Raw genomic sequence first — 21,222 nt, forward strand, 5'->3', positions numbered from 1 at the left:
CGGGGAGCCGTCAACCAGGCTTTGATCCGGGGGTTTCCGAATGGGGAAACCCGGCAGTCGTCATGGGCTGTCACCCATGCCTGAACACATAGGGCATGTGGAGGGAACGAGGGGAAGTGAAACATCTCAGTACCCTCAGGAAGAGAAAACAACCGTGATTCCGGGAGTAGTGGCGAGCGAAACCGGATGAGGCCAAACCGTATGTGTGTGATACCCGGCAGGGGTTGCGCATGCGGGGTTGTGGGATTGCACTTCAATAGTCTGCCGGCTGTTGGGCAAGTCAGAAACCGTTGGTGTAGGCGAAGGACATGCGAAAGGTCCGGCGTAGAGGGTAAGACCCCCGTAGCTGAAACATCAACGGCTTGCTTGTGTGACTCCCAAGTAGCACGGGGCCCGAGAAATCCCGTGTGAATCTGGCGGGACCACCCGCTAAGCCTAAATATTCCCTGGTGACCGATAGCGGATAGTACCGTGAGGGAATGGTGAAAAGTACCGCGGGAGCGGAGTGAAATAGTACCTGAAACCGTGTGCCTACAAGCCGTGGGAGCGTCGCTGGCGGTACTTGTACTGTCAGTCGTGACTGCGTGCCTTTTGAAGAATGAGCCTGCGAGTTAGCGGTGTGTAGCGAGGTTAACCCGTGTGGGGAAGCCGTAGCGAAAGCGAGTCCTAATAGGGCGTTTGAGTTGCACGCTCTAGACCCGAAGCGGAGTGATCTAGCCATGGGCAGGTTGAAGCGGCTGTAAGAGGTCGTGGAGGACCGAACCCACCAGGGTTGAAAACCTGGGGGATGACCTGTGGTTAGGGGTGAAAGGCCAATCAAACTCCGTGATAGCTGGTTCTCCCCGAAATGCATTTAGGTGCAGCGTCGTGTGTTTCTTGCCGGAGGTAGAGCACTGGATAGGCGATGGGCCCTACCGGGTTACTGACCTTAGCCAAACTCCGAATGCCGGTAAGTGAGAGCGCGGCAGTGAGACTGTGGGGGATAAGCTCCATGGTCGAGAGGGAAACAGCCCAGAGCATCGACTAAGGCCCCTAAGCGTACGCTAAGTGGAAAAGGATGTGGAGTCGCAGAGACAACCAGGAGGTTGGCTTAGAAGCAGCCATCCTTGAAAGAGTGCGTAATAGCTCACTGGTCAAGTGATTCCGCGCCGACAATGTAGCGGGGCTCAAGCGTACCGCCGAAGTCGTGTCATTCCAGCATGTACCCCTAACGGGGGCTGGGATGGGTAGGGGAGCGTCGTGTGCCGGGTGAAGCAGCCGCGGAAGCGAGTTGTGGACGGTTCACGAGTGAGAATGCAGGCATGAGTAGCGATACACACGTGAGAAACGTGTGCGCCGATTGACTAAGGGTTCCTGGGTCAAGCTGATCTGCCCAGGGTAAGTCGGGACCTAAGGCGAGGCCGACAGGCGTAGTCGATGGACAACCGGTTGATATTCCGGTACCCGCTTTGAAACGCCCAGTACTGAGCCCATTGATGCTAAGGCCGTGAAGCCGTCCTGGAGCCTTCGGGCAAAGGGGAGTGGTGGAGCCGCTGAACCAAGGTGGTAGTAGGTAAGCGATGGGGTGACGCAGGAAGGTAGTCCAGCCCGGGCGGTGGTTGTCCCGGGGTAAGGGTGTAGCCCGTCATCCAGGTAAATCCGGATGGCATGGAGGGTGAGACCTGATGCCGAGCCGATTGTGGTGAAGTGGATGATCCTATGCTGTCGAGAAAAGCCTCTAGCGAGTTTCATGGCGGCCCGTACCCTAAACCGACTCAGGTGGTCAGGTAGAGAATACCGAGGCGTTCGGGTGAACTATGGTTAAGGAACTCGGCAAAATGCCCCCGTAACTTCGGGAGAAGGGGGGCCATTCCTGGTGATCCGATTTACTTGGTGAGCTGGGGGTGGCCGCAGAGACCAGCGAGAAGCGACTGTTTACTAAAAACACAGGTCCGTGCGAAGCCGTAAGGCGATGTATACGGACTGACGCCTGCCCGGTGCTGGAACGTTAAGGGGACCGGTTAGTGATCTTTCGGGGTTGCGAAGCTGAGAACTTAAGCGCCAGTAAACGGCGGTGGTAACTATAACCATCCTAAGGTAGCGAAATTCCTTGTCGGGTAAGTTCCGACCTGCACGAATGGCGTAACGACTTCTCGACTGTCTCAACCATAGGCCCGGTGAAATTGCACTACGAGTAAAGATGCTCGTTTCGCGCAGAAGGACGGAAAGACCCCGGGACCTTTACTACAGTTTGATATTGGTGTTCGGTTCGGCTTGTGTAGGATAGGTGGGAGACTGTGAAGCGGCCACGCCAGTGGTTGTGGAGTCGTCGTTGAAATACCACTCTGGTCGTGCTGGATGTCTAACCTCGGTCCGTGATCCGGATCAGGGACAGTGTCTGATGGGTAGTTTAACTGGGGCGGTTGCCTCCTAAAGAGTAACGGAGGCGCCCAAAGGTTCCCTCAGCCTGGTTGGCAATCAGGTGTTGAGTGTAAGTGCACAAGGGAGCTTGACTGTGAGACCGACGGGTCGAGCAGGGACGAAAGTCGGGACTAGTGATCCGGCAGTGGCTTGTGGAAGCGCTGTCGCTCAACGGATAAAAGGTACCCCGGGGATAACAGGCTGATCTTCCCCAAGAGTCCATATCGACGGGATGGTTTGGCACCTCGATGTCGGCTCGTCGCATCCTGGGGCTGGAGTCGGTCCCAAGGGTTGGGCTGTTCGCCCATTAAAGCGGTACGCGAGCTGGGTTTAGAACGTCGTGAGACAGTTCGGTCCCTATCCTCTGCGCGCGTAGGAATATTGAGAAGGGCTGTCCCTAGTACGAGAGGACCGGGACGGACGAACCTCTGGTGTGCCAGTTGTCCTGCCAAGGGCATGGCTGGTTGGCTACGTTCGGAAAGGATAACCGCTGAAAGCATCTAAGCGGGAAGCCTGCTTCGAGATGAGTATTCCCACCCCCTTTGAGGGGTTAAGGCTCCCAGTAGACGACTGGGTTGATAGGCCAGATGTGGAAGCCCGGTAACGGGTGGAGCTGACTGGTACTAATAGGCCGAGGGCTTGTCCTCAGTTGCTCGCGTCCACTGTGTTAGTTCTGAAATAACGAACGACCGTGTAGTTACCGGTGTTGGTTAATTTCATAGTGTTTCGGTGGTCATTGCGTTAGGGAAACGCCCGGTTACATTCCGAACCCGGAAGCTAAGCCTTTCAGCGCCGATGGTACTGCAGGGGGGACCCTGTGGGAGAGTAGGACGCCGCCGAACAATTTTTAGCCTCAGCCCCGGAACCGTTATGGTCCGGGGCTGAGGCATTTCTGCGTCCACCTGCGGTTTTAATATTTAGGTTGATAAAGGGCGCGGCGGACGCGTTCAGGAGGCCACATGGCGCCTGGCTACGACGGCTGAGTCGTGCGGTGGGCCCGCCAGCCGATGGGCCGGGGGTGACCGGTCTTCCGGTGCTGCTGTCAGGAGAGCGCATGGCGGGCGAGTACGGCAGCTCCGGCGGGGAAGGTCGGTGGGGCTGCCGTTGGGCCGCTCCTCCTGGCCGGACGCTGGGACGCAGATACGCCGGCTCGTCGGCGGCGAGGCCCAAGTAGGCAAGCTTCCCGAGGGGCTGGGCGCCCCCGACGCGCGACAGCGGCCTTCGATCCATCACCGGATGTGGTTGGTGGATCGAAGGCCGCTGTGGGGTTCGGGTCGTGCGGCGTATTAGCTCGCGGAGGTCTCGTAGCCCGGTAGGCCCGCAGATCGTGCGAGATCGATGTCGAGCGCCTCGCGGCGGATGCGCTGGTCGACATAGAGGAGCACCGTCACACCGGCGGTGAATGGGTAGGTGAGCGCCGACGTGAGCATCGCGCCGATGCCGCTGATGATCAGGTACGGCCAGCCGAACTCCGGAGTCTTGCTGGAGACGAGGTCACTGATGCCCTTGCCGTCGGCCATCATGGCGGCCGCATTGAACGGCAGGTCGATGAGTCCCGACACGAGGGCGGTCAGCAACAGGGCCAGCAGCGTGATCCCGAAGATGCGCCACCAGACGCCCTTCACCAGCTTCGCCGAGCGGCGCAGTGCCGCCGCGATGCCCTGCCGCTCCAGCATCAGGGCCGGTCCGGCCAGGCTGAAGCAGATCCACAGCCAGAGGACCACGACGACCGCGGCGAGCCCGCCGAGGGCTGCGAGCCCGGCACCCTCCGAGCCACCGACCAGGACGCCGGGAAGCAGCCCGATCGTCATCACCGCGGCGTAGGTGACGGGCAGCAGCAGACTCAGCCCCAGCAGCCGGGGGAGCTGCGGCCTGGCTTCGCGCCAGGCGTCGGCGAGCGTCACTGGGCGGCCCAGCACGGAGCGGCTGACGACCATGGTCAGTACCGCGGTCGTGAAGATCGTCCCGATCAGCGTGATCGCGTACACCGGCCCCAGGCTGAGCAGGGTCGTCCGCAGCGAGTCCACGCTCTGGTGCAGCTGCTCCGAGGGGCTGGCCCCGCTGTCGATCTGCGTGGGCTCGGGGAGGAGATAGTGCTGGATCAGGACGGAACAGAGCTGGACGACGGCTGCCACGCCGATCGTGAGGCCGAGTGCCGTGCGCCAGTGGGCGCGCATCGTCGACACCGCGCCGTCGAGGATCTCCCCGACGCCGAGCGGCCTGAGCGGGATGACACCCGGCTTGGCCACGACGGGCTGCTGGTACCCCCATCCGCCCTGCGGCGGTCCGCTCCAGCCGGTGTTCTCCCGGCCGTTACCGGCCCGCGCGCGCGGGCCCCGGCCGGACGCCTGCTGCGAGGGCACGGGGGGCGCGCTCGGCGGGGACCACTGTGCGGCCGGCGGCTGGTCGCTGGACCACTTCGGAGCGGCTCCCCCCTGGCCGGTCGGCTCGGCGGGCCGGGGGACGCCCGGCTCCTGGCCGTCGGAGGGGGCGGATCCGGGCGAGGCCCAGCCCGGAGAGTCGTTCATTGTCGCTCCTTCACATGCCTGTCCGCGCGTCAAGGCAGCAGGTCGACAGCCATCGTGTCATGGGAGATACAGCAGCGGAGCCGCTGCTGTATCTCCATTGCACCTTCAATTGTCGGTGCCACACGGGGCAGACTGGGCGGATGGCTGATCAGGACGAGCAAATCCCGCTGCGTGCGGGGCCGCCCATGCTTCCTTCGATGCGCTGGGACGAGCCGCCGGAGGGGCCGGTCGTCGTTCTGCTCGACCAGACTCGATTGCCCGGCGAAGAGGTCGAGCTGGTGTGCACGGATGTTCCCGCGCTGGTCAGGGCCATCCAGACGCTCGCTGTCCGGGGTGCGCCGCTGCTCGGGGTCGCCGGAGGCTACGGGGTCGTGCTCGCTGCCGTACGGGGATACGACGTGGAGGAGGCGGCGGCGCTCCTCGCGGGCGCGCGGCCCACCGCGGTGAATCTCGGTTACGGGGTGCACAGGGTGGCCGAGGCGTACCGGGCAGCTGTCCGGCGAGGTGCGGACAGCGGTGCGGCAGCGGCAGCGGCGCTCACCGAAGCCAGGGCGCTTCACCAGGAGGACATCGAGGCCAGCCGGCAGATGGGGGTCAGGGGTCTGGCGCTCCTCGACGAGCTGCTGCCGGGCGGCGGGCACCGGATTCTGACACACTGCAACACCGGGGCACTGGTCTCGGCCGGTGAGGGCACCGCTTTCGCCGTGGCGCTGGCGGCGCACCGTGCGGGCAGTCTGCGGCGTCTGTGGGTGGACGAGACGCGGCCACTGCTGCAGGGGGCGCGTCTGACGGCGTACGAGGCGGCCCGCAACGGGATGGCGTACACACTGCTCACCGACAGCGCGGCCGGGTCGCTCTTCGCGGCGGGCGAGGTGGACGCCGTACTGATCGGTGCCGACCGGATCGCCGCGGACGGCTCCGTGGCCAACAAGGTGGGCAGCTATCCGCTGGCCGTGCTGGCCAAGTACCACCATGTGCCGTTCGTGGTCGTCGCTCCGACGACCACGGTCGACCTGTCCACTCCGGACGGTGCGTCCATCGAGGTGGAGCAGCGTGCGGGCGGGGAGGTCATGGAGTGCGGCGGGGTGCCGGTGGCGCCGCTGGGGACGCAGGCGTACAACCCCGCGTTCGATGTCACACCCCCCGACCTCGTGACGGCCGTCGTCACGGAATCGGGGGTCGCATCCCCTGTCACCAGGGGCGCACTCACCGCATTGTGTGACAGGTCACGCCAGGTAACGATTAGCTAATGGGATGATGTCGGTATGAAGGGACGCGTCCTTGTCGTCGATGACGACACCGCACTGGCCGAGATGCTCGGCATTGTGCTGCGTGGTGAAGGTTTTGAGCCGTCATTTGTAGCGGACGGCGACAAGGCACTGGCTGCATTCCGTGACGCCAAGCCGGACCTGGTGCTGCTCGATCTCATGCTGCCCGGACGGGACGGCATCGAGGTCTGCAGGCTGATCAGGGCCGAGTCAGGTGTGCCGATCGTGATGCTCACGGCGAAGAGCGACACCGTCGATGTGGTGGTGGGGCTCGAATCAGGGGCCGACGACTACATCGTCAAGCCGTTCAAGCCCAAGGAACTCGTCGCCCGTATCAGGGCGAGGCTGAGGAGGTCGGAGGAGCCCGCGCCGGAACAACTGGCGATCGGTGATCTGGTCATCGATGTGGCAGGTCACTCCGTGAAGCGGGAGGGGCAGTCGATCGCCCTGACCCCGCTGGAGTTCGATCTGCTGGTCGCGCTGGCCCGTAAGCCGTGGCAGGTGTTCACCCGCGAGGTGCTGCTGGAGCAGGTGTGGGGGTACCGCCACGCTGCGGACACCCGGCTGGTCAATGTGCACGTTCAGCGGTTGCGCTCGAAGGTCGAGAAGGACCCCGAGCGGCCGGAGATCGTGGTGACCGTCCGCGGTGTCGGATACAAGGCTGGACCAAGCTGACATGGCTCCCAGCAGTGCCGCTCCGACGCCCGGGGAGCCGGGAGTACGGCCGGAGCGGGCTGCCGGGCCCGCGGTGAACGGGGCCCGGTCCACCGCGCCGACCGGTTCGGCTGATACGGCTGATACGGCCGGTTCAGCCAGTTCAGCTGATACGGCTGGTTCAGCCGGTGCATCCGGCCCGTTCGGCCCGTCGCTCGGAGGGGCCGCGCTGCGCAGGCTCGGCGACCGTTTCCTGCGAGGTGGCCGGCTACTCAAGGACGGAGCGCCCGGCGGTCCCGTGCTGCGGCTCTTCGCCCGGTGGGTACGCCGTCCGCTGCTGCCCGCTGTGCGCCTCTGGCGGCGGAACATCCAGCTCAGGGTGGTCGCGGGCACGCTTCTGATGTCGCTCGCCGTGGTCCTGGTGCTCGGATTCGTCGTCATCGGCCAGGTGCGCAACGGTCTGCTGGACGCCAAGGGGAAGGCCGCGGTCAGCCAGGCCGCGGGCGGTTTCACGGTCGCCAAGGACAAGGCCGACGCGACGACGGTGTCCGACAGCGACTCCGCCGACACCGGGGCGGCCAGCAACTCCCGCCAGTGGCGCACCGACCTCGTCGCCCAGCTCGCCAGCGGCGGCCAGGGCGCGTACAACGTGGTCACCCTCGCACCGGCCTCCGAGGAGACGGGTGCGGGCCACGGCGGGGAGCGTACATCCGGCCAGGTGAGCCCCGACAGTGTCTCCGAGAAGCTGCGCACGAGCGTCGACCAGGGCACGGCGCCGTACAAGACGTACACGGACATCAGGTACGTCGACGGGCGGGCGCCGGAGCCCGGTCTGGTCGTGGGGCAGCGTCTTGAGGACATCGACCACAAGCCGTACCAGCTCTACTACCTCTTCCCGCTCTCGCAGGAGGAGAAGACCCTCAGCCTGGTCAAGCGCACCCTGGCCACCGCCGGGCTGTTCGTGGTGGTGCTGCTCGGGGCGATCGCCTGGTTCCTGGTGCGGCAGGTGGTCACGCCCGTGCGGATGGCCGCCGGGATCGCCGAGCGGCTCTCGGCCGGGCGTCTCCAGGAGCGGATGAAGGTCACCGGCGAGGACGACATCGCCAGGCTCGGCGAGGCCTTCAACAAGATGGCGCAGAGCCTTCAGTTGAAGATCCAGCAGCTGGAGGACCTCTCCCGGATGCAGCGCCGCTTCGTCTCCGACGTGTCGCACGAGCTGCGCACCCCGTTGACGACCGTACGGATGGCCGCCGATGTCATCCATGACGCGCGCAGCGACTTCGACCCGGTGACCGCGCGCTCCGCCGAGCTGCTCGGCGATCAGCTCGACCGTTTTGAGTCGCTGCTCGCGGATCTGCTGGAGATCAGCCGGTTCGACGCGGGCGCCGCCGCGCTGGAGGCGGAGCCGATCGATCTGCGGGAGACCGTGCGCCGGGTGATATCCGGTGCCGAGCCGCTCGCGGAGCGCAAGGGCAGCCGGATCCGGGTCGTCGGCGACGAGCAGCCCGTGGTCGCCGAGGTCGACGCGCGGCGGGTCGAGCGCGTGCTGCGCAATCTCGTCGTCAATGCCGTGGAACACGGCGAGGGCAACGACGTGGTGGTCCGGTTCGGTGTCGCGGGGGGCGCCGTCGCGATCGTCGTGCGTGACTACGGTGTGGGGCTGAAGCCGGGCGAGGCGACACGGGTCTTCAGCCGCTTCTGGCGGGCCGACCCCGCGCGGGCCCGTACGACCGGCGGCACGGGGCTCGGCCTGTCGATCGCCGTCGAGGACGCGCGGCTGCACGGCGGCTGGCTCCAGGCGTGGGGTGAGCCGGGTGGCGGTTCGCAGTTCCGGCTGACCCTGCCGCGTACGGCGGACGAACCGCTGCGCGGCTCCCCGATACCGCTGGAGCCCGACGACTCGCGGCGCGCCCGCGCCTCGCAGGCCGAGGCGGGGCGGCTGGTCGCGGTGCCGGCCCAGCCAGGTGCGGACCGTTCGCCGCTCCCGCCGCTGCCTCGTGCGATACCGGCCGATCCGACGGCGCTGCCGGGCAGTGGCGCACGGGTGGTATCGAGGGCCGGTGACTCCGCGACGCACGCCGGTGATTCGGCAGCACGCGCCGGTGACTCCGCAACACAAGCTTCGGACCGGGAGGACACCGCCCGTGGGCGATGATCGTGGGGGCAGCCGGGGTATACGGGCACTTCGGGCATACGTCTGGCTCGGCTGCGGCGGCATACTGCTGGCCGGCTGTGCGTCGATGCCGAACAGCGGGGACATCGAAGCCGTCGACCCTTCGCAGCGCAGCGACTCGCAGGTCAAGGTGTACGCGGTGCCGCCGCGCGAGGGAGCCGCGCCCGCCGAGATCGTGGACGGTTTCCTGGAGGCGATGACCAGCGACGATCTGCAGTTCGCCACGGCCAGGAAGTACCTGACCAAGGAGGCGTCCCGCAAGTGGGACCCGGATGCGCGGACCACGGTGCTCGCCGACGGGCCCACGCGCCGGGCGAATCCGGCCAACGACCGGGACGCGCCGCAGGTCTCCTCGACGTTCGAACTGAGCGGCGCGGAAGTGGCCGTGGTCGACAAGCAGCACGCGTACCAGCCCGACAAGGGCACGTACCGCAACTCCATCCACCTGGTGCATCAGAACGGCAACGGGTGGCGTATCGACGATCTGCCCGCCGGTCTGCTCCTCAGCCTCTCCGACTTCCAGCGCAACTATCACTCCGTCAACAAGTACTACTTCGCCTCCGCGCCCACGTCCGGGACGTCCGGAGGGTTGGGAGCTTCGGGAGGGGCGGGAGCGAACGGCTCGCCAGGCCGGAACTGGCTTGTCGCCGACCCGGTCTATCTCCGTCAGGGCATCGACCCCGAGACGAGGATGGACCCGCTGACGCAGACGGTCGCCTCCCTGCTGGACGGGCCGACCAACTGGCTGCGGCCGGTGGCGGATTCGCGCTTCCCGGCCGGAACGGCGCTCAAGAAGGGCGTCCGGTCCCTGACGCTCGATGACCAGAACGGCCTGAAGGTTCCGCTCAACGAGAAGGCGTCGGGCGTCGGTCAGGGTCAGTGCCGGCAGATGGCGGCTCAACTGCTCTTCACCCTGCGCGATGTGACGTCCATGCGGGCCGGACAGGTGGAGCTGGAGCGTGCGGACGGCTCTCAGCTGTGTGTGCTCAGCGCGGACCAGTCGCAGGAGTACGCGCCGGACCACACATCGGGCAGCCCGGCCGGCGAGTACTTCGTGGATGCCAAGGGCCGGCTCGTACGGATGCAGGCCATCGGCGGTGACACCTCGGGGAAGGCGGATCCCGAGCCTGTCGCCGGTCCGCTCGGCACGGGCGCCAAGCCGCTGAGCACAGTGGCGGTGGCCCGCGACGAACGCCGCGCGGCGGGTGTGTCGAAGGACAGCAGCACGCTGTCCACGTCGTCGATCGTCTCCGGCGACGAAACGGCCGAGCAGCTGTACACCAGCCACGCGAAGCAGGAGAAGGACCGTCTGTCGGCCCCGAGTTGGGACGGCTGCGGAGATCTCTGGGTGGCTGACCGGAACCCGGCGAATCCGCAGCTGCTGCGGTTCCCCGGCGGTTCGGGCGAGCCGCAGTCGGTCCCGGTACTCGGACTGGACGGCGCGCGTATCGCCGGGCTGCGGATGTCGTCCGACGGGGTACGGATCGCGCTGCTGCTGACGAAGGACGGGCATACGACGCTGAAGGTGGGCCGGGTGGTCCAGCAGGGGAGCGCGGACAGCCCGACGGTCCCCGTCGTGGACGAACTGCGCCCGGCCGCACCGCAGATGGCGGATGTGACGGCGGTGTCCTGGGCGGGCCGCAGCCGGCTCGTGGTGGTCGGCAAGGAGGCCGGCGGGGTGCAGCAGGTGCGCTATATGCAGGCGGACGGTTCGGTTTCCGGTGCGAACTCGCTGCCGGGAGCCAACCGGATCACCGCCGTCGCCGCTTCGGACGACGACAGGCTGCCGCTGATGGCGCTCTCGGACGAGGACGGGATTGTGCGGCTGCCTCCGCGTGCGAATTGGAAAACCGTGGTGGAGGAAGGGAAGTCGCCGGTCTATCCTGGATAAGCGGCTGTCCGGAGGCAGCTTCCGGATATCTGGCGGGTGGTTGCATCCGGTAGTCGTCCGTGACCTCCCTGGTTGTCCACAGGTGGTTATCCACAGGGGTGGCCGGAAGCTCCGCAGCTTGGGAGAGTGGAAGCCATGAGGGGGTGGTGGCGGGAAATCTCCGAAGTGGTGCTGCCGAGCGCGTGCGGAGGCTGCGGCAGATCTCGTACGGCGCTCTGCGCGGAATGCGCCGAGGCTCTCTGCGGCGGTCCGGTGCGCCGGGCCAGGCCGGATCCCGAGCCGACGGGACTGCCGGCGGTGTGGGGCGCCGCGGCGTACGAGGACGCGGTGCGGGCGGTGCTGCTCGCGCACAAGGAGCGGGGCGCGCTGGGGCTGGCGGGGGTGCTCGGTCGTGCGCTCGCCGCGGCGGTGCGGGCCGCGGCACGGCGTAGCGCGGGCGGGGAGCCGCTGCTGCTCGTTCCGGTGCCTTCGTCGCGCGGTGCGGTGCGGGCCCGGGGGCATGACGCGGGCCGCCGGATCGCCTGCGCCGCCTCGGCCGAGCTGCGCAGGACCGGGACACCGGCGCGGATGCTGGGGTTGCTCCGGCAGCGGCGGGCGGTGGCCGATCAGGCGGGCCTGGACGCCGCGCAGCGGCTGGCGAATCTCTCGGGGGCACTCGAAGTGGCGCCTGGGGGCGTAGGGCTGCTGGACGGGGGCAGGGTGGTGTTGGTGGACGATCTCATGACGACCGGAGCATCACTCGTGGAGGCGGCGCGTGCTGTACGGGCAGCGGCAGGCCGGAGATTCCCCGGAGCAGGGGAACCGGTGGCCGCGGTCGTCGCCGCACCGCCGTTGTCTTTCGAAATAAACCGGAACTGACAGCTAACTTGCATCGTTGCAGGTAGCGAGCGGTAAAAACCACCTGAACGGGGGTACGCGTCAGTAGCGGGTGCCGATACCCGTCCCAGCGAGCTATGTTCGGTTATGAGGAATGGCGAAAGCTGTGGCTCACTTGACTACACGGACGTGCATGGCACTTTCCGGTTTCCGCTGGTTCCGTGGAAACCCGGATGCTTGCGAGGCCGGAGGCTGGTGTGGGTGGGGATCTTCCCGACGGGGGAGGAGGAGGTGAAAGTCACCAAGTCCGAGACTCCGGTGCTCACCGGGGTCTGGTGCAAGAGGGAGTTGCTCCGCCGCTGAGCGGAGCGATCCGGGAACGGAGTTCTGCGTGGACATCGTCGTCAAGGGCCGCAAAACCGAAGTACCCGAGCGGTTCCGCAAGCACGTCGCCGAGAAGCTGAAGATTGAGAAGATCCAGAAGCTGGACGCCAAGGTGATCAGCCTTGACGTCGAGGTGTCCAAGGAACCCAATCCGAGGCAGGCCGACCGTTCGGACCGTGTGGAAATCACGTTGCACTCCCGAGGCCCGGTGATCCGGGCGGAGGCAGCGGCAGGCGACCCGTACGCAGCGCTGGATCTGGCCACGGGCAAGTTGGAGGCGCGGCTGCGGAAGCAGAACGAGAAGCGCCACAACAGGAGGGGCGCGGGCCGCATTTCGGCGGCCGAAGCCGTCGAGGCGGTGCCGGATGCGGCGTCGGTCAACGGTAACGGTGAGTTCACCGCCGATGTGGCGACCCAGACCATTCCGACCACCAGGATTGGTTCGCTCGAAGTCCAGGGCGAAGGCCCGCTGGTGGTCCGCGAGAAGACGCATATCGCAGCAGCGATGTCGCTCGACCAGGCGCTCTACGAGATGGAGCTGGTGGGGCACGACTTCTATCTGTTCGTCGACGCGGAGACAAAGGAGCCCAGTGTCGTCTACCGGCGGCACGCCTACGACTACGGTGTCATCCACCTGACGACCGACCCGCTCGCCGACATGGAGGCGGCGGGCGCCGGCGGTGCGCTCGGCGGATGACTTCATTACCCGTCGCGGTGCCCCCGGACGTGTACACGCGCACCGGGGGCGCCGCCGTGCGGTGGGGATCGGGATCGGGGATCGGGGCTGGGGATCGCCGTTCCGTCGTTCCGGCATGAAATCATGGCGGCGCGCGCCAATCGGGCTTCTGTGAGCTTCGGTTGGTGTGGTGGATGACGTCGTACATGAACTTCGGGCCCATGCTTCAGGGGGAGGAACGATGGCGGACCGCTTCGGTCCCGCGCGCGACCGGGACGAGGACCCCATGGACCACGGTGCGGCGGACCATGGTGGCGTGGACCTCGGCGGGGTGGACCACGGTGGGGCCTCCTGCAAGGAGCCGATCCGCGTCCTGGTGGTGGACGATCACGCCCTCTTCCGGCGCGGTCTGGAGATCGTCCTCGCCGCGGAGGAGGACATCCAGGTCATCGGCGAGGCGGGAGACGGCGCGGAGGCGGTGGACAAGGCCGCCGATCTGCTGCCCGACATCGTGCTGATGGACGTACGGATGCCCAAGCGCGGTGGCATCGAGGCCTGCACCTCCATCAAGGAGGTGGCACCCAGCGCGAAGATCATCATGTTGACGATCAGCGATGAGGAGGCCGACCTCTACGACGCGATCAAGGCGGGGGCCACCGGCTATCTCCTGAAGGAGATCTCGACCGACGAAGTGGCGACGGCGATCCGGGCGGTGGCCGACGGGCAGTCCCAGATCAGCCCCTCCATGGCGTCGAAACTGCTCACCGAGTTCAAGTCGATGATCCAGCGCACCGACGAGCGCAGGCTCGTACCGGCCCCCCGGCTCACCGAGCGTGAGCTGGAGGTTCTGAAGCTGGTGGCCACCGGGATGAACAACCGGGACATCGCCAAGGAGTTGTTCATCTCCGAGAACACCGTGAAGAACCACGTCCGCAACATCCTGGAGAAACTGCAGCTGCACTCCAGGATGGAGGCCGTGGTCTACGCGATGCGCGAGAAGATCCTCGAAATCCGCTGATGCCGAATGCTGGGATCACAGGCTGCGATCAAAGGCCGCGAACAGACGCCGGGGCCAGCCGCTGACGAGCGGGTGGTCCGGGGGCCGCTACCGGGCCGCGTCCAACGCCCCGGTCAGGGACGCCGCCAGCGGGGCCCGCAGCTCCGGTTCGTTGATGCGCTCCACTCGCACGTCCGTGCACCCCACCCAGGCCGCCGCCTCGGCCAGGGCCTCGGCCATCGGGCCCACCGCCTTCCGGCCGGCCAGGGAGATCTGCCTGGCCACCAGGGTGCTGCCCTCCCGCGCGGGGTCGACCCGCCCCACCAGCTTCCCGCCGGCCAGCAGGGGCATGGAGAAGTAGCCGTGGATCCGCTTGGGCTTGGGGACATACGCCTCCAGCCGGTGGGCGAAGCCGAAGATCCGCTCCGTACGGGCGCGCTCCCAGACCAGTGAGTCGAACGGCGAGAGCAGCGTCGTACGGTGCCGGCCGCGGAGCGGGGACGACAGTGCATCCGGGTCCGCCCAGGCCGGTTTGGACCAGCCCTCCACCCTGACGGGGACCAGTCCCGAGTCCGCGACGACCGCGTCGAACTGCTCGGCCTTGAGGCGGTGGTAGTCCGCGATGTCCGTACGGGTGCCCACCCCCAGGGACTTTCCCGCGAGCGCGACCAGGCGCCGGACACACTCCCGGTCGTCCAGCTCGTCATGGAGCAGCGGGCCGGGGATCGCGCGCTCGGCCAGGTCGTACACCCGCTTCCAGCCGCGCCGCTCCGTGCACACCACCTCTCCGTACATCAGCGCCCGCTCGACCGCGACCTTCGACGCCGACCAGTCCCACCACTCGCCGCCGTTCTTCGCGCCGCCCAGTTCGGTGGCCGTCAGCGGGCCCTCCGCGCGCAGCTGCTTGATCACGGTCTCGTACGCCGACTCGGGCAGCTCGTGATTCCAGTGCGGGCGGTCGCGGTAGGCGCGGCGGCGGAAGGCGAAGTGCGGCCACTCCTCGATGGGCAGGATGCAGGCCGCGTGCGACCAGTACTCGAAGGAGCGGCCCCCGGACCAGTACGCGTCCTCGACGGTCCTGCGTCCGACGGCGCCCAGCCTGGCGTAGGGGATGAGTTCGTGCGAGCGCGCCAGGACCGAGATGGTGTCCAGCTGCACCGCCCCGAGGTGGCGCAGCACTCTGCGCACCCCGCCCCGCCGGTCGGGCGCGCCCAGGAATCCCTGGGCCCGCAGCGCTGTCCGGCGGGCCTCGTCGGCGGAGAGTTCGACGGCTGGGGGCGGCACAGGAGTCATGCCCCGAACGATAGGCGGCAGCACTGACAACCGGGGGGCGCCGGTGGATCCGGATGCGGGGGCGGGCGCAGGTGGGAGGGTCACTGACCGGCCGGGAGGTACGCGTGTTCCGTGGGCAGTCCCAGATCGGATGGGAGTATCGCGCCCAGCCAGCAGTCTCTGCGGGTGCCTTTGTTCAGGAGGTCCGCGCGCAGCAGGCCCTCGACGCGGAATCCGGCCTTCTCCGCCACCGCCCGCGACGCGGCGTTGCCGACCTCGGCCCGCCACTCCAGACGCTCCGCGCCCAGCTTGGTAAGCGACCAGTGCGTGAGTACGGTCACGGCCTCGGCCATGTATCCGTTGCCCCGGTGCTCCTTCGCCATCCAGTAGCCGATCTCCCAGGTGCCTGCCTGTCCGCGCTGGAACACGGAGATCGCACCGATCAGCCGGGCGTCCGCGCGGGCCAGCACGGCGAAGGCCAGGCTGGTGCCCGCCCGCCAGCCGTCCGGAACGACCTGTCCGGTGAAACTCTCCGCGTCCTCGCGCCGGTAAGGGGAGGGGACGATCGTCCAGCGCTGGATGTCGGGGTCCTGACAGGCCCGGAACACGGGCTCGGTGTCAGCGGCGGTGAAGGGGCGCAGCAGCAGTCGCTCCGAGGTCAGTGTCACGGGGTCCATCGGTTGATTCTGCTGCCCGTGCCGAGCAGGGGCCATGGCTTTTTCAGGGTTGTCCCGGCACCTTCCGGACACCCCGACCGTTGTCCTGAACGGCAGGCCTCCCGGCGCGGCGGGGTCCTCGCTTACGATGGCCGTTGCTCTACCCCGGTTTGCCGCGTGAAAGTAAGCCGGGCTCCCTGGTCGGTCTGTTTCTCCGGCCCGGGTCCGGGGGTAGCACCCCGGGAGGTTCAGACCATGAACTCGACCGCGCCAGGCCCGACCGGCAAGGAGACCAACCCCCGTGTCCGTCTTCAACAAGCTCATGCGTGCAGGCGAAGGAAAGATCCTGCGCAAGCTGCACCGCATCGCGGACCAGGTCAACTCCATCGAAGAGGATTTCATCAACCTCTCCGACGCCGAGCTGCGGGCCCTCACCGACGAGTACAAGGAGCGGTTCGCCGACGGCGAAAGCCTCGACGACCTGCTGCCCGAGGCCTTCGCGACGGTCCGTGAGGCCGCCAAGCGCGTCCTCGGCCAGCGTCACTACGACGTACAGCTGCTGGGCGGCGCCGCCCTGCACCTCGGCTATGTGGCCGAGATGAAGACCGGCGAGGGCAAGACCCTGGTCGGCACGCTCCCCGCCTATCTGAACGCGCTGTCCGGCAAGGGCGTCCACCTGATCACGGTGAACGACTACCTGGCCGAGCGCGACTCGGAGATGATGGGCCGGGTCCACAAGTTCCTGGGGCTCGAAGTCGGCTGCATCATCGCCAACATGACCCCGGCGCAGCGCCGTGAGCAGTACGCCTGCGACATCACGTACGGCACGAACAACGAGTTCGGCTTCGACTACCTCCGCGACAACATGGCGTGGGCCCAGGACGAGCTCGTCCAGCGCGGCCACAACTACGCCATCGTCGACGAGGTCGACTCGATCCTGGTGGACGAGGCCCGTACGCCGCTGATCATCTCCGGCCCGGCCGACCAGGCCACCAAGTGGTACGGCGACTTCGCGAAGCTCGTCACACGGCTGACGAAGGGCGAGGCGGGCAACCAGCTCAAGGGCATCGAGGAGACCGGCGACTACGAGGTCGACGAGAAGAAGCGCACGGTCGCCATCCACGAGCCCGGTGTCGCCAAGGTCGAGGACTGGCTCGGCATCGAGAACCTCTACGAGTCGGTGAACACCCCGCTCGTCGGTTACCTCAACAACGCGATCAAGGCCAAGGAGCTCTTCAAGAACGACAAGGACTACGTCGTCATCGACGGCGAAGTCATGATCGTCGACGAGCACACCGGCCGTATCCTCGCCGGCCGCCGCTACAACGAGGGCATGCACCAGGCCATCGAGGCGAAGGAAGGGGTGGACATCAAGGACGAGAACCAGACGCTCGCCACGATCACCCTGCAGAACTTCTTCCGTCTGTACGGCAAGCTCTCCGGCATGACCGGTACGGCCATGACCGAGGCCGCCGAGTTCCACCAGATCTACAAGCTCGGTGTCGTGCCGATCCCGACGAACCGGCCAATGGTCCGCATGGACCAGTCCGACCTGATCTACCGCACCGAGGTGGCCAAGTTCGACGCGGTCGTCGAGGACATCGCGGAGAAGCACGAGAAGGGCCAGCCGATCCTGGTCGGCACCACCTCGGTCGAGAAGTCCGAGTACCTCTCGCAGCAGCTCTCCAAGCGCGGAGTGCAGCACGAGGTGCTCAACGCGAAGCAGCACGACCGGGAGGCGCCGATCATCGCGCAGGCCGGCCGCAAGGGCGCTGTCACCGTCGCGACGAACATGGCCGGACGTGGTACCGACATCAAGCTCGGCGGCAATCCGGACGACCTCGCCGAGGCGGAGCTGCGCCAGCGGGGACTGGACCCCGACGAGAACGTCGAGGAGTGGGCCGCCGCGCTGCCCGCCGCGCTGGAGAAGGCCGAGCACGCGGTCAAGGCCGAGCACGACGAGGTCAAGGAGCTCGGCGGGCTGTACGTGCTGGGCACCGAGCGCCACGAGTCGCGCCGTATCGACAACCAGCTGCGCGGCCGTTCCGGACGTCAGGGCGACCCGGGCGAGTCCCGGTTCTACCTCTCGCTCGGTGACGACCTGATGCGGCTGTTCAAGGCCCAGATGGTCGAGCGCGTCATGGCGATGGCCAACGTGCCCGACGACGTGCCCATCGAGAACAAGATGGTGACGCGGGCCATCGCGTCTGCGCAGTCGCAGGTCGAGCAGCAGAACTTCGAGACGCGTAAGAACGTCCTGAAGTACGACGAGGTGCTGAACCGCCAGCGCGAGGTCATCTACGGCGAGCGCCGCCGGGTCCTGGAGGGCGAGGACCTGCACGAGCAGGTGCAGCACTTCATGGACGACACCATCGACGCGTACATCCAGGCGGAGACGGTCGAAGGGTTCGCCGAGGAGTGGGACCTGGACCGCCTGTGGAACGCGTTCAAGCAGCTCTACCCGGTGAAGGTCACCGTCGAGGAGCTGGAGGACGCGGCGGGCGACCGGGCCGGTATCACCGCCGAGTTCATCGGTGAGTCGATCAAGGACGACATCCACGAGCAGTACGCGGGCCGCGAGGAGCAGCTCGGCTCCGAGATTATGCGTGAGCTGGAGCGCCGTGTGGTCCTGTCGGTGCTGGACCGCAAGTGGCGTGAGCACCTCTACGAGATGGACTACCTCCAGGAGGGCATCGGCCTCCGTGCGATGGCGCAGAAGGACCCGCTGGTCGAGTACCAGCGCGAGGGCTTCGACATGTTCAACGCCATGATGGAGGGCATCAAGGAGGAGTCCGTCGGCTATCTGTTCAATCTGGAGGTCCAGGTCGAGCAGCAGGTCGAGGAGGTTCCGGTCCAGGACGAGGCGGAGAAGACGTCGCTGGAGAAGGAAGCGGTGCCCGCTGGTGCGCGTCCGGAGATCCGGGCCAAGGGCCTGGAGGCCCCGCAGCGGCCCGACAGGCTGCACTTCTCGGCCCCGACCGTGGACGGTGAGGGCGGTGTCGTCGAGGGCGACTTCGAGAACGAGGACGGCCCCCGCTCCGAGGCGGACGGGATGACGCGCGCCGAGCGCCGCAAGGCACAGAAGGGCGGCCGGCGCCGCAAGAAGTAACGGCAGCGGCCGCGAGCCGCATGTCGTAAGGGCCGGGCCGTACACCGCTGTTTCCGCGGTGTACGGCCCGGTCCTTTCCGTATGGCTGACCGGTCATACGCCGACGCGTTCGCCGCCCAGCTCCACCGCGGCGCACCGCCAGCGCAGATCGGCGCCCTGTTCGAGCCGGAACGCCATCGCCTGTACCTGCTCGCCCGAGCCGATCCTGGCGAATGCCTCGATCACGCCGGGCGCCGGGACGAACTCGCCGCAGTGGCGTACGACGGGCCGCACCCCCGTGGCCCGCAGTGGTGTGCCCGGTGCCAGCAGCACCAACTGGTCGTAGGCCTCACCGATGGTGTGCCCGAGCATCCAGTGGACGGGCCGCTGCCCGCTGAGTACGGCGAGGAGCCGTTCGGCGAACCAGTAGTGCGGCTTGAGCCGTCGGCGCTGGATCGTGGTGGTGCCTGGCCTGTGCTGGTCGTGCCGGCCCGCCGGCCTGGTCCGCTGCATGTGGTGAGAGCCCCCGCTCTGCCGGGCCCGGTCGATACCGGGCGGTAGCTTCTGCTGCGCCTCTTCTACGGGGGGCGGCGGAGCCGTGGCAAGGGAGCCGGCGGCGTGCGGGCGGTGCCGTCCGGGTTCACCTATCCGGGTGACGGGCCGGAGCCACGGGCGGATGCGGCGCGTTCCCGGACACCGCCGGGTGGACGCCGTCCCGGGCTGCTCCCGGCGCCACGAAGGGGGACCCGATACGTATCCTGGGACCTTCTTCATCAGGCATCACCGGGCTCCGCCGGGCCGCCTTCCGGTCCTCCGGACGGATCCCGCGGCGCCCATCCGACGACGAAAGCGGCCGGCCATGCGTGTGTACGTCCCACTGACCCTCCCCGGTCTCGCAGCGGCGCACGCGGCGGGCGAACTGGGCCCAGGACCGCTGACGGCTTACGCCGTCACGCCCGGCCTGCGGGAGTGGTACGTCTCCGACGACATCGAGGAGCTGGAGTACGCGGCGCTCAACCGGGCCGCATCGGCCTCGCTGCGGCTGCTGGCCGGGGACCCGGGCATCGCCCGCCGCCGGGTGGTCGTCGCTGTCGACGTACCGGACCAGGACGCGGTGGCCGACCCGGACCGCGGTCTTGACGCGAGCTCGCTCGGTGAGGTGCGGATCGCCTCCGCTGTGCCGCTGTCGAAGGCGGCGGCCGTCCACGCCGACGCGGACGACGCCGAGCCGGATGTCGCGGCCGCGGCCGGTGCACTGGGCGCGGCCGACCATGGTGACGACGACGCGCAGTTCACGGTGGACGGCGCCGATGACCATGAACTGCTCTGGTTCGGTGTGCAGGAGATCCCGCACCTGATCGCCTGAGGGGCCGTTGTCAGACCCCCCGCGTACGGTTGTCGAAGTGGGGAGAGCGGGGGCGGGCGGTGCCCCGCCTGGTCCGGGAGAGGTTCGAACGGGGGGCTGGACATGAGCACGGAAACGGGCACGGGGCCGGATGCACCGGTGGGGACGCACACGGGGACGCACATCGTCTGGGACTGGAACGGGACTCTCTTCCACGACATCGACGCGGTGATAGCGGCGACCAACGCCTCGTTCGGCGAGGTCGGTCTGGCACCGATCACGCTGGATCTGTACCGGGATCTGTACTGCGTGCCCGTTCCTCGGTTCTACGAGCGGCTGATGGGCCGGCTGCCGACGGACGCCGAGTGGGCGGTCATGGACGAGGCCTTCCACCGGCACTACTGGGCGCTGGCCGAAGGGGCCGGACTCGCGCCGGGGGCGGCGCAGCTGCTCAGGGAGTGGCAGGCGTCCGGGCTGACCCAGTCGCTCTGTTCGCTGGCGCCGCACGACCAGTTGATACCGATCGTGCGGACGCATGGGATCGAGCGGCACTTCCTGCGCGTGGACGGCAGGACCGGCCCGTCGAACGAGGGGAAGGCGGAGCACATGGTGCGCCACCTCGCCGGGCTCGACGGTGTCGTTCCGGAGCGCGTCGTGGTGATCGGTGACGCGGTCGACGACGCGGTGGCGGCCGCGTACGCCGGGGCACGGGCCGTGCTGTACACGGGCGGATCTCACAGCCGGGCCAGCCTGGAGACCGCCGGGGTGCCGGTGGTGGACTCGCTGGCGGAGGCGGTCGGTACCGCACGCGAGTGGGCACTCTGAGCCGCACGCGGGCCGGTACTCCGAACCGCACGCGAGTGGGTCCTCCGGCCGGTTCGCACCTGGCCGAAGTGTCGAAGTGAGGTATGCCGACTTGTACAGATGCGGCCGGTGACGTCCACCGGTCCGGGCGAGATAGCCTAGGTCCGTGATCAGCGCGATATCTCGCGGGGGCATTGACGCCTCCGCCCTGCGCCCGGAGCACTACGGTGTCCGGGTCATCGCTGGCACCCCTCACCCGGACCGGCCTCC

The 21,222-nt window shown here is 67.5% G+C and carries 14 protein-coding genes and 2 rRNA genes (1 of these 16 running past the window's edge); 12 read left to right on the forward strand and 4 right to left on the reverse strand.

Annotated features, from left to right (window positions below; genetic code table 11):
- Positions 1–3,047, forward strand: a 23S ribosomal RNA gene (locus OG452_RS21840); it begins 78 nt to the left of the window's first position.
- A gap of 78 nt (positions 3,048–3,125) precedes the next feature.
- Positions 3,126–3,242 (forward strand): 5S ribosomal RNA (gene rrf / locus OG452_RS21845).
- A gap of 444 nt (positions 3,243–3,686) precedes the next feature.
- Here rrf and OG452_RS21850 read toward each other — a convergent pair.
- Complete coding sequence (locus tag OG452_RS21850; RefSeq protein ID WP_327297278.1) at positions 3,687–4,928, reverse strand: hypothetical protein; 1,242 nt, start codon at positions 4,926–4,928, stop codon at positions 3,687–3,689.
- Between the two features lie 140 nt (positions 4,929–5,068).
- Here OG452_RS21850 and mtnA point away from each other — a divergent pair, with 140 nt between their 5' ends.
- The 7 genes from mtnA (at position 5,069) to OG452_RS21885 (ending at position 13,808) form a co-directional block, all read left to right on the forward strand.
- Positions 5,069–6,178, forward strand: a complete 1,110-nt coding sequence (gene mtnA / locus OG452_RS21855) for an S-methyl-5-thioribose-1-phosphate isomerase (RefSeq protein ID WP_327297279.1) — start codon at positions 5,069–5,071, stop codon at positions 6,176–6,178.
- A gap of 15 nt (positions 6,179–6,193) precedes the next feature.
- A complete protein-coding gene (gene mtrA / locus OG452_RS21860) occupies positions 6,194–6,871 on the forward strand; it encodes a two-component system response regulator MtrA (protein ID WP_014046352.1) in 678 nt (225 codons plus the stop codon).
- A gap of 1 nt (position 6,872) precedes the next feature.
- The gene (gene mtrB / locus OG452_RS21865) at positions 6,873–9,005 is read left to right on the forward strand and encodes an MtrAB system histidine kinase MtrB (protein WP_327297280.1); all 2,133 of its coding nucleotides are present in this window, start codon (positions 6,873–6,875) and stop codon (positions 9,003–9,005) included.
- An 85-nt stretch (positions 9,006–9,090) separates the two neighbouring features.
- Positions 9,091–10,914, forward strand: a complete 1,824-nt coding sequence (locus OG452_RS21870) for an LpqB family beta-propeller domain-containing protein (protein WP_327297281.1) — start codon at positions 9,091–9,093, stop codon at positions 10,912–10,914.
- Between the two features lie 135 nt (positions 10,915–11,049).
- Positions 11,050–11,772, forward strand: a complete 723-nt coding sequence (locus OG452_RS21875) for a ComF family protein (protein ID WP_327297282.1) — start codon at positions 11,050–11,052, stop codon at positions 11,770–11,772.
- 349 nt (positions 11,773–12,121) lie between these two features.
- Positions 12,122–12,811, forward strand: a complete 690-nt coding sequence (hpf, locus tag OG452_RS21880; protein ID WP_327297283.1) for a ribosome hibernation-promoting factor, HPF/YfiA family — start codon at positions 12,122–12,124, stop codon at positions 12,809–12,811.
- Positions 12,812–13,031: 220 nt separating this feature from the next.
- The gene (locus tag OG452_RS21885) at positions 13,032–13,808 is read left to right on the forward strand and encodes a response regulator transcription factor (protein ID WP_327297284.1); all 777 of its coding nucleotides are present in this window, start codon (positions 13,032–13,034) and stop codon (positions 13,806–13,808) included.
- 87 nt (positions 13,809–13,895) lie between these two features.
- Here the strand turns inward: OG452_RS21885 and OG452_RS21890 are convergent, their stop codons facing one another.
- Both OG452_RS21890 and OG452_RS21895 read right to left on the reverse strand, forming a co-directional pair.
- A complete protein-coding gene (locus OG452_RS21890; RefSeq protein WP_327297285.1) occupies positions 13,896–15,080 on the reverse strand; it encodes a winged helix-turn-helix domain-containing protein in 1,185 nt (394 codons plus the stop codon).
- Between the two features lie 80 nt (positions 15,081–15,160).
- Positions 15,161–15,736 (reverse strand): GNAT family N-acetyltransferase, encoded by a 576-nt coding sequence (locus OG452_RS21895; protein ID WP_327297286.1) that lies wholly within the window; start codon positions 15,734–15,736, stop codon positions 15,161–15,163.
- Positions 15,737–16,016: 280 nt separating this feature from the next.
- Between OG452_RS21895 and secA the strand changes: the two genes are divergently transcribed.
- Entirely contained in the window at positions 16,017–18,824 is a 2,808-nt protein-coding gene (secA, locus tag OG452_RS21900) for a preprotein translocase subunit SecA (RefSeq protein ID WP_327297287.1), read from the forward strand.
- A gap of 93 nt (positions 18,825–18,917) precedes the next feature.
- Here the strand turns inward: secA and OG452_RS21905 are convergent, their stop codons facing one another.
- Complete coding sequence (locus tag OG452_RS21905) at positions 18,918–19,316, reverse strand: Rv3235 family protein (protein ID WP_327297288.1); 399 nt, start codon at positions 19,314–19,316, stop codon at positions 18,918–18,920.
- 346 nt (positions 19,317–19,662) lie between these two features.
- On the opposite strand from OG452_RS21905, the gene OG452_RS21910 reads away from it, so the two are divergent.
- Both OG452_RS21910 and OG452_RS21915 read left to right on the forward strand, forming a co-directional pair.
- Positions 19,663–20,169: a DUF6912 family protein gene (locus OG452_RS21910; RefSeq protein WP_327297289.1), complete on the forward strand. Its 507-nt coding sequence runs from the start codon at positions 19,663–19,665 to the stop codon at positions 20,167–20,169.
- Positions 20,170–20,271: 102 nt separating this feature from the next.
- The gene (locus tag OG452_RS21915) at positions 20,272–20,973 is read left to right on the forward strand and encodes an HAD family hydrolase (protein WP_327297290.1); all 702 of its coding nucleotides are present in this window, start codon (positions 20,272–20,274) and stop codon (positions 20,971–20,973) included.
- Positions 20,974–21,222 lie beyond the last annotated feature (249 nt).

The organism is Streptomyces sp. NBC_01197 (assembly GCF_036010505.1).
Classification (GTDB): Bacteria; Actinomycetota; Actinomycetes; order Streptomycetales; family Streptomycetaceae; genus Streptomyces.

Coding starts and splice junctions, on each gene's coding strand:
- OG452_RS21850 (WP_327297278.1), bottom strand. CDS start 4,928: ATGAACGACTCTCCGGGCTGGGCCTCGCCCGGATCCGCCCCCTCCGAC.
- mtnA (WP_327297279.1), top strand. CDS start 5,069: ATGGCTGATCAGGACGAGCAAATCCCGCTGCGTGCGGGGCCGCCCATG.
- mtrA (WP_014046352.1), top strand. CDS start 6,194: ATGAAGGGACGCGTCCTTGTCGTCGATGACGACACCGCACTGGCCGAG.
- mtrB (WP_327297280.1), top strand. CDS start 6,873: ATGGCTCCCAGCAGTGCCGCTCCGACGCCCGGGGAGCCGGGAGTACGG.
- OG452_RS21870 (WP_327297281.1), top strand. CDS start 9,091: ATGCCGAACAGCGGGGACATCGAAGCCGTCGACCCTTCGCAGCGCAGC.
- OG452_RS21875 (WP_327297282.1), top strand. CDS start 11,050: ATGAGGGGGTGGTGGCGGGAAATCTCCGAAGTGGTGCTGCCGAGCGCG.
- OG452_RS21885 (WP_327297284.1), top strand. CDS start 13,032: ATGGCGGACCGCTTCGGTCCCGCGCGCGACCGGGACGAGGACCCCATG.
- OG452_RS21890 (WP_327297285.1), bottom strand. CDS start 15,080: ATGACTCCTGTGCCGCCCCCAGCCGTCGAACTCTCCGCCGACGAGGCC.
- OG452_RS21895 (WP_327297286.1), bottom strand. CDS start 15,736: ATGGACCCCGTGACACTGACCTCGGAGCGACTGCTGCTGCGCCCCTTC.
- OG452_RS21905 (WP_327297288.1), bottom strand. CDS start 19,316: ATGCAGCGGACCAGGCCGGCGGGCCGGCACGACCAGCACAGGCCAGGC.
- OG452_RS21910 (WP_327297289.1), top strand. CDS start 19,663: ATGCGTGTGTACGTCCCACTGACCCTCCCCGGTCTCGCAGCGGCGCAC.
- OG452_RS21915 (WP_327297290.1), top strand. CDS start 20,272: ATGAGCACGGAAACGGGCACGGGGCCGGATGCACCGGTGGGGACGCAC.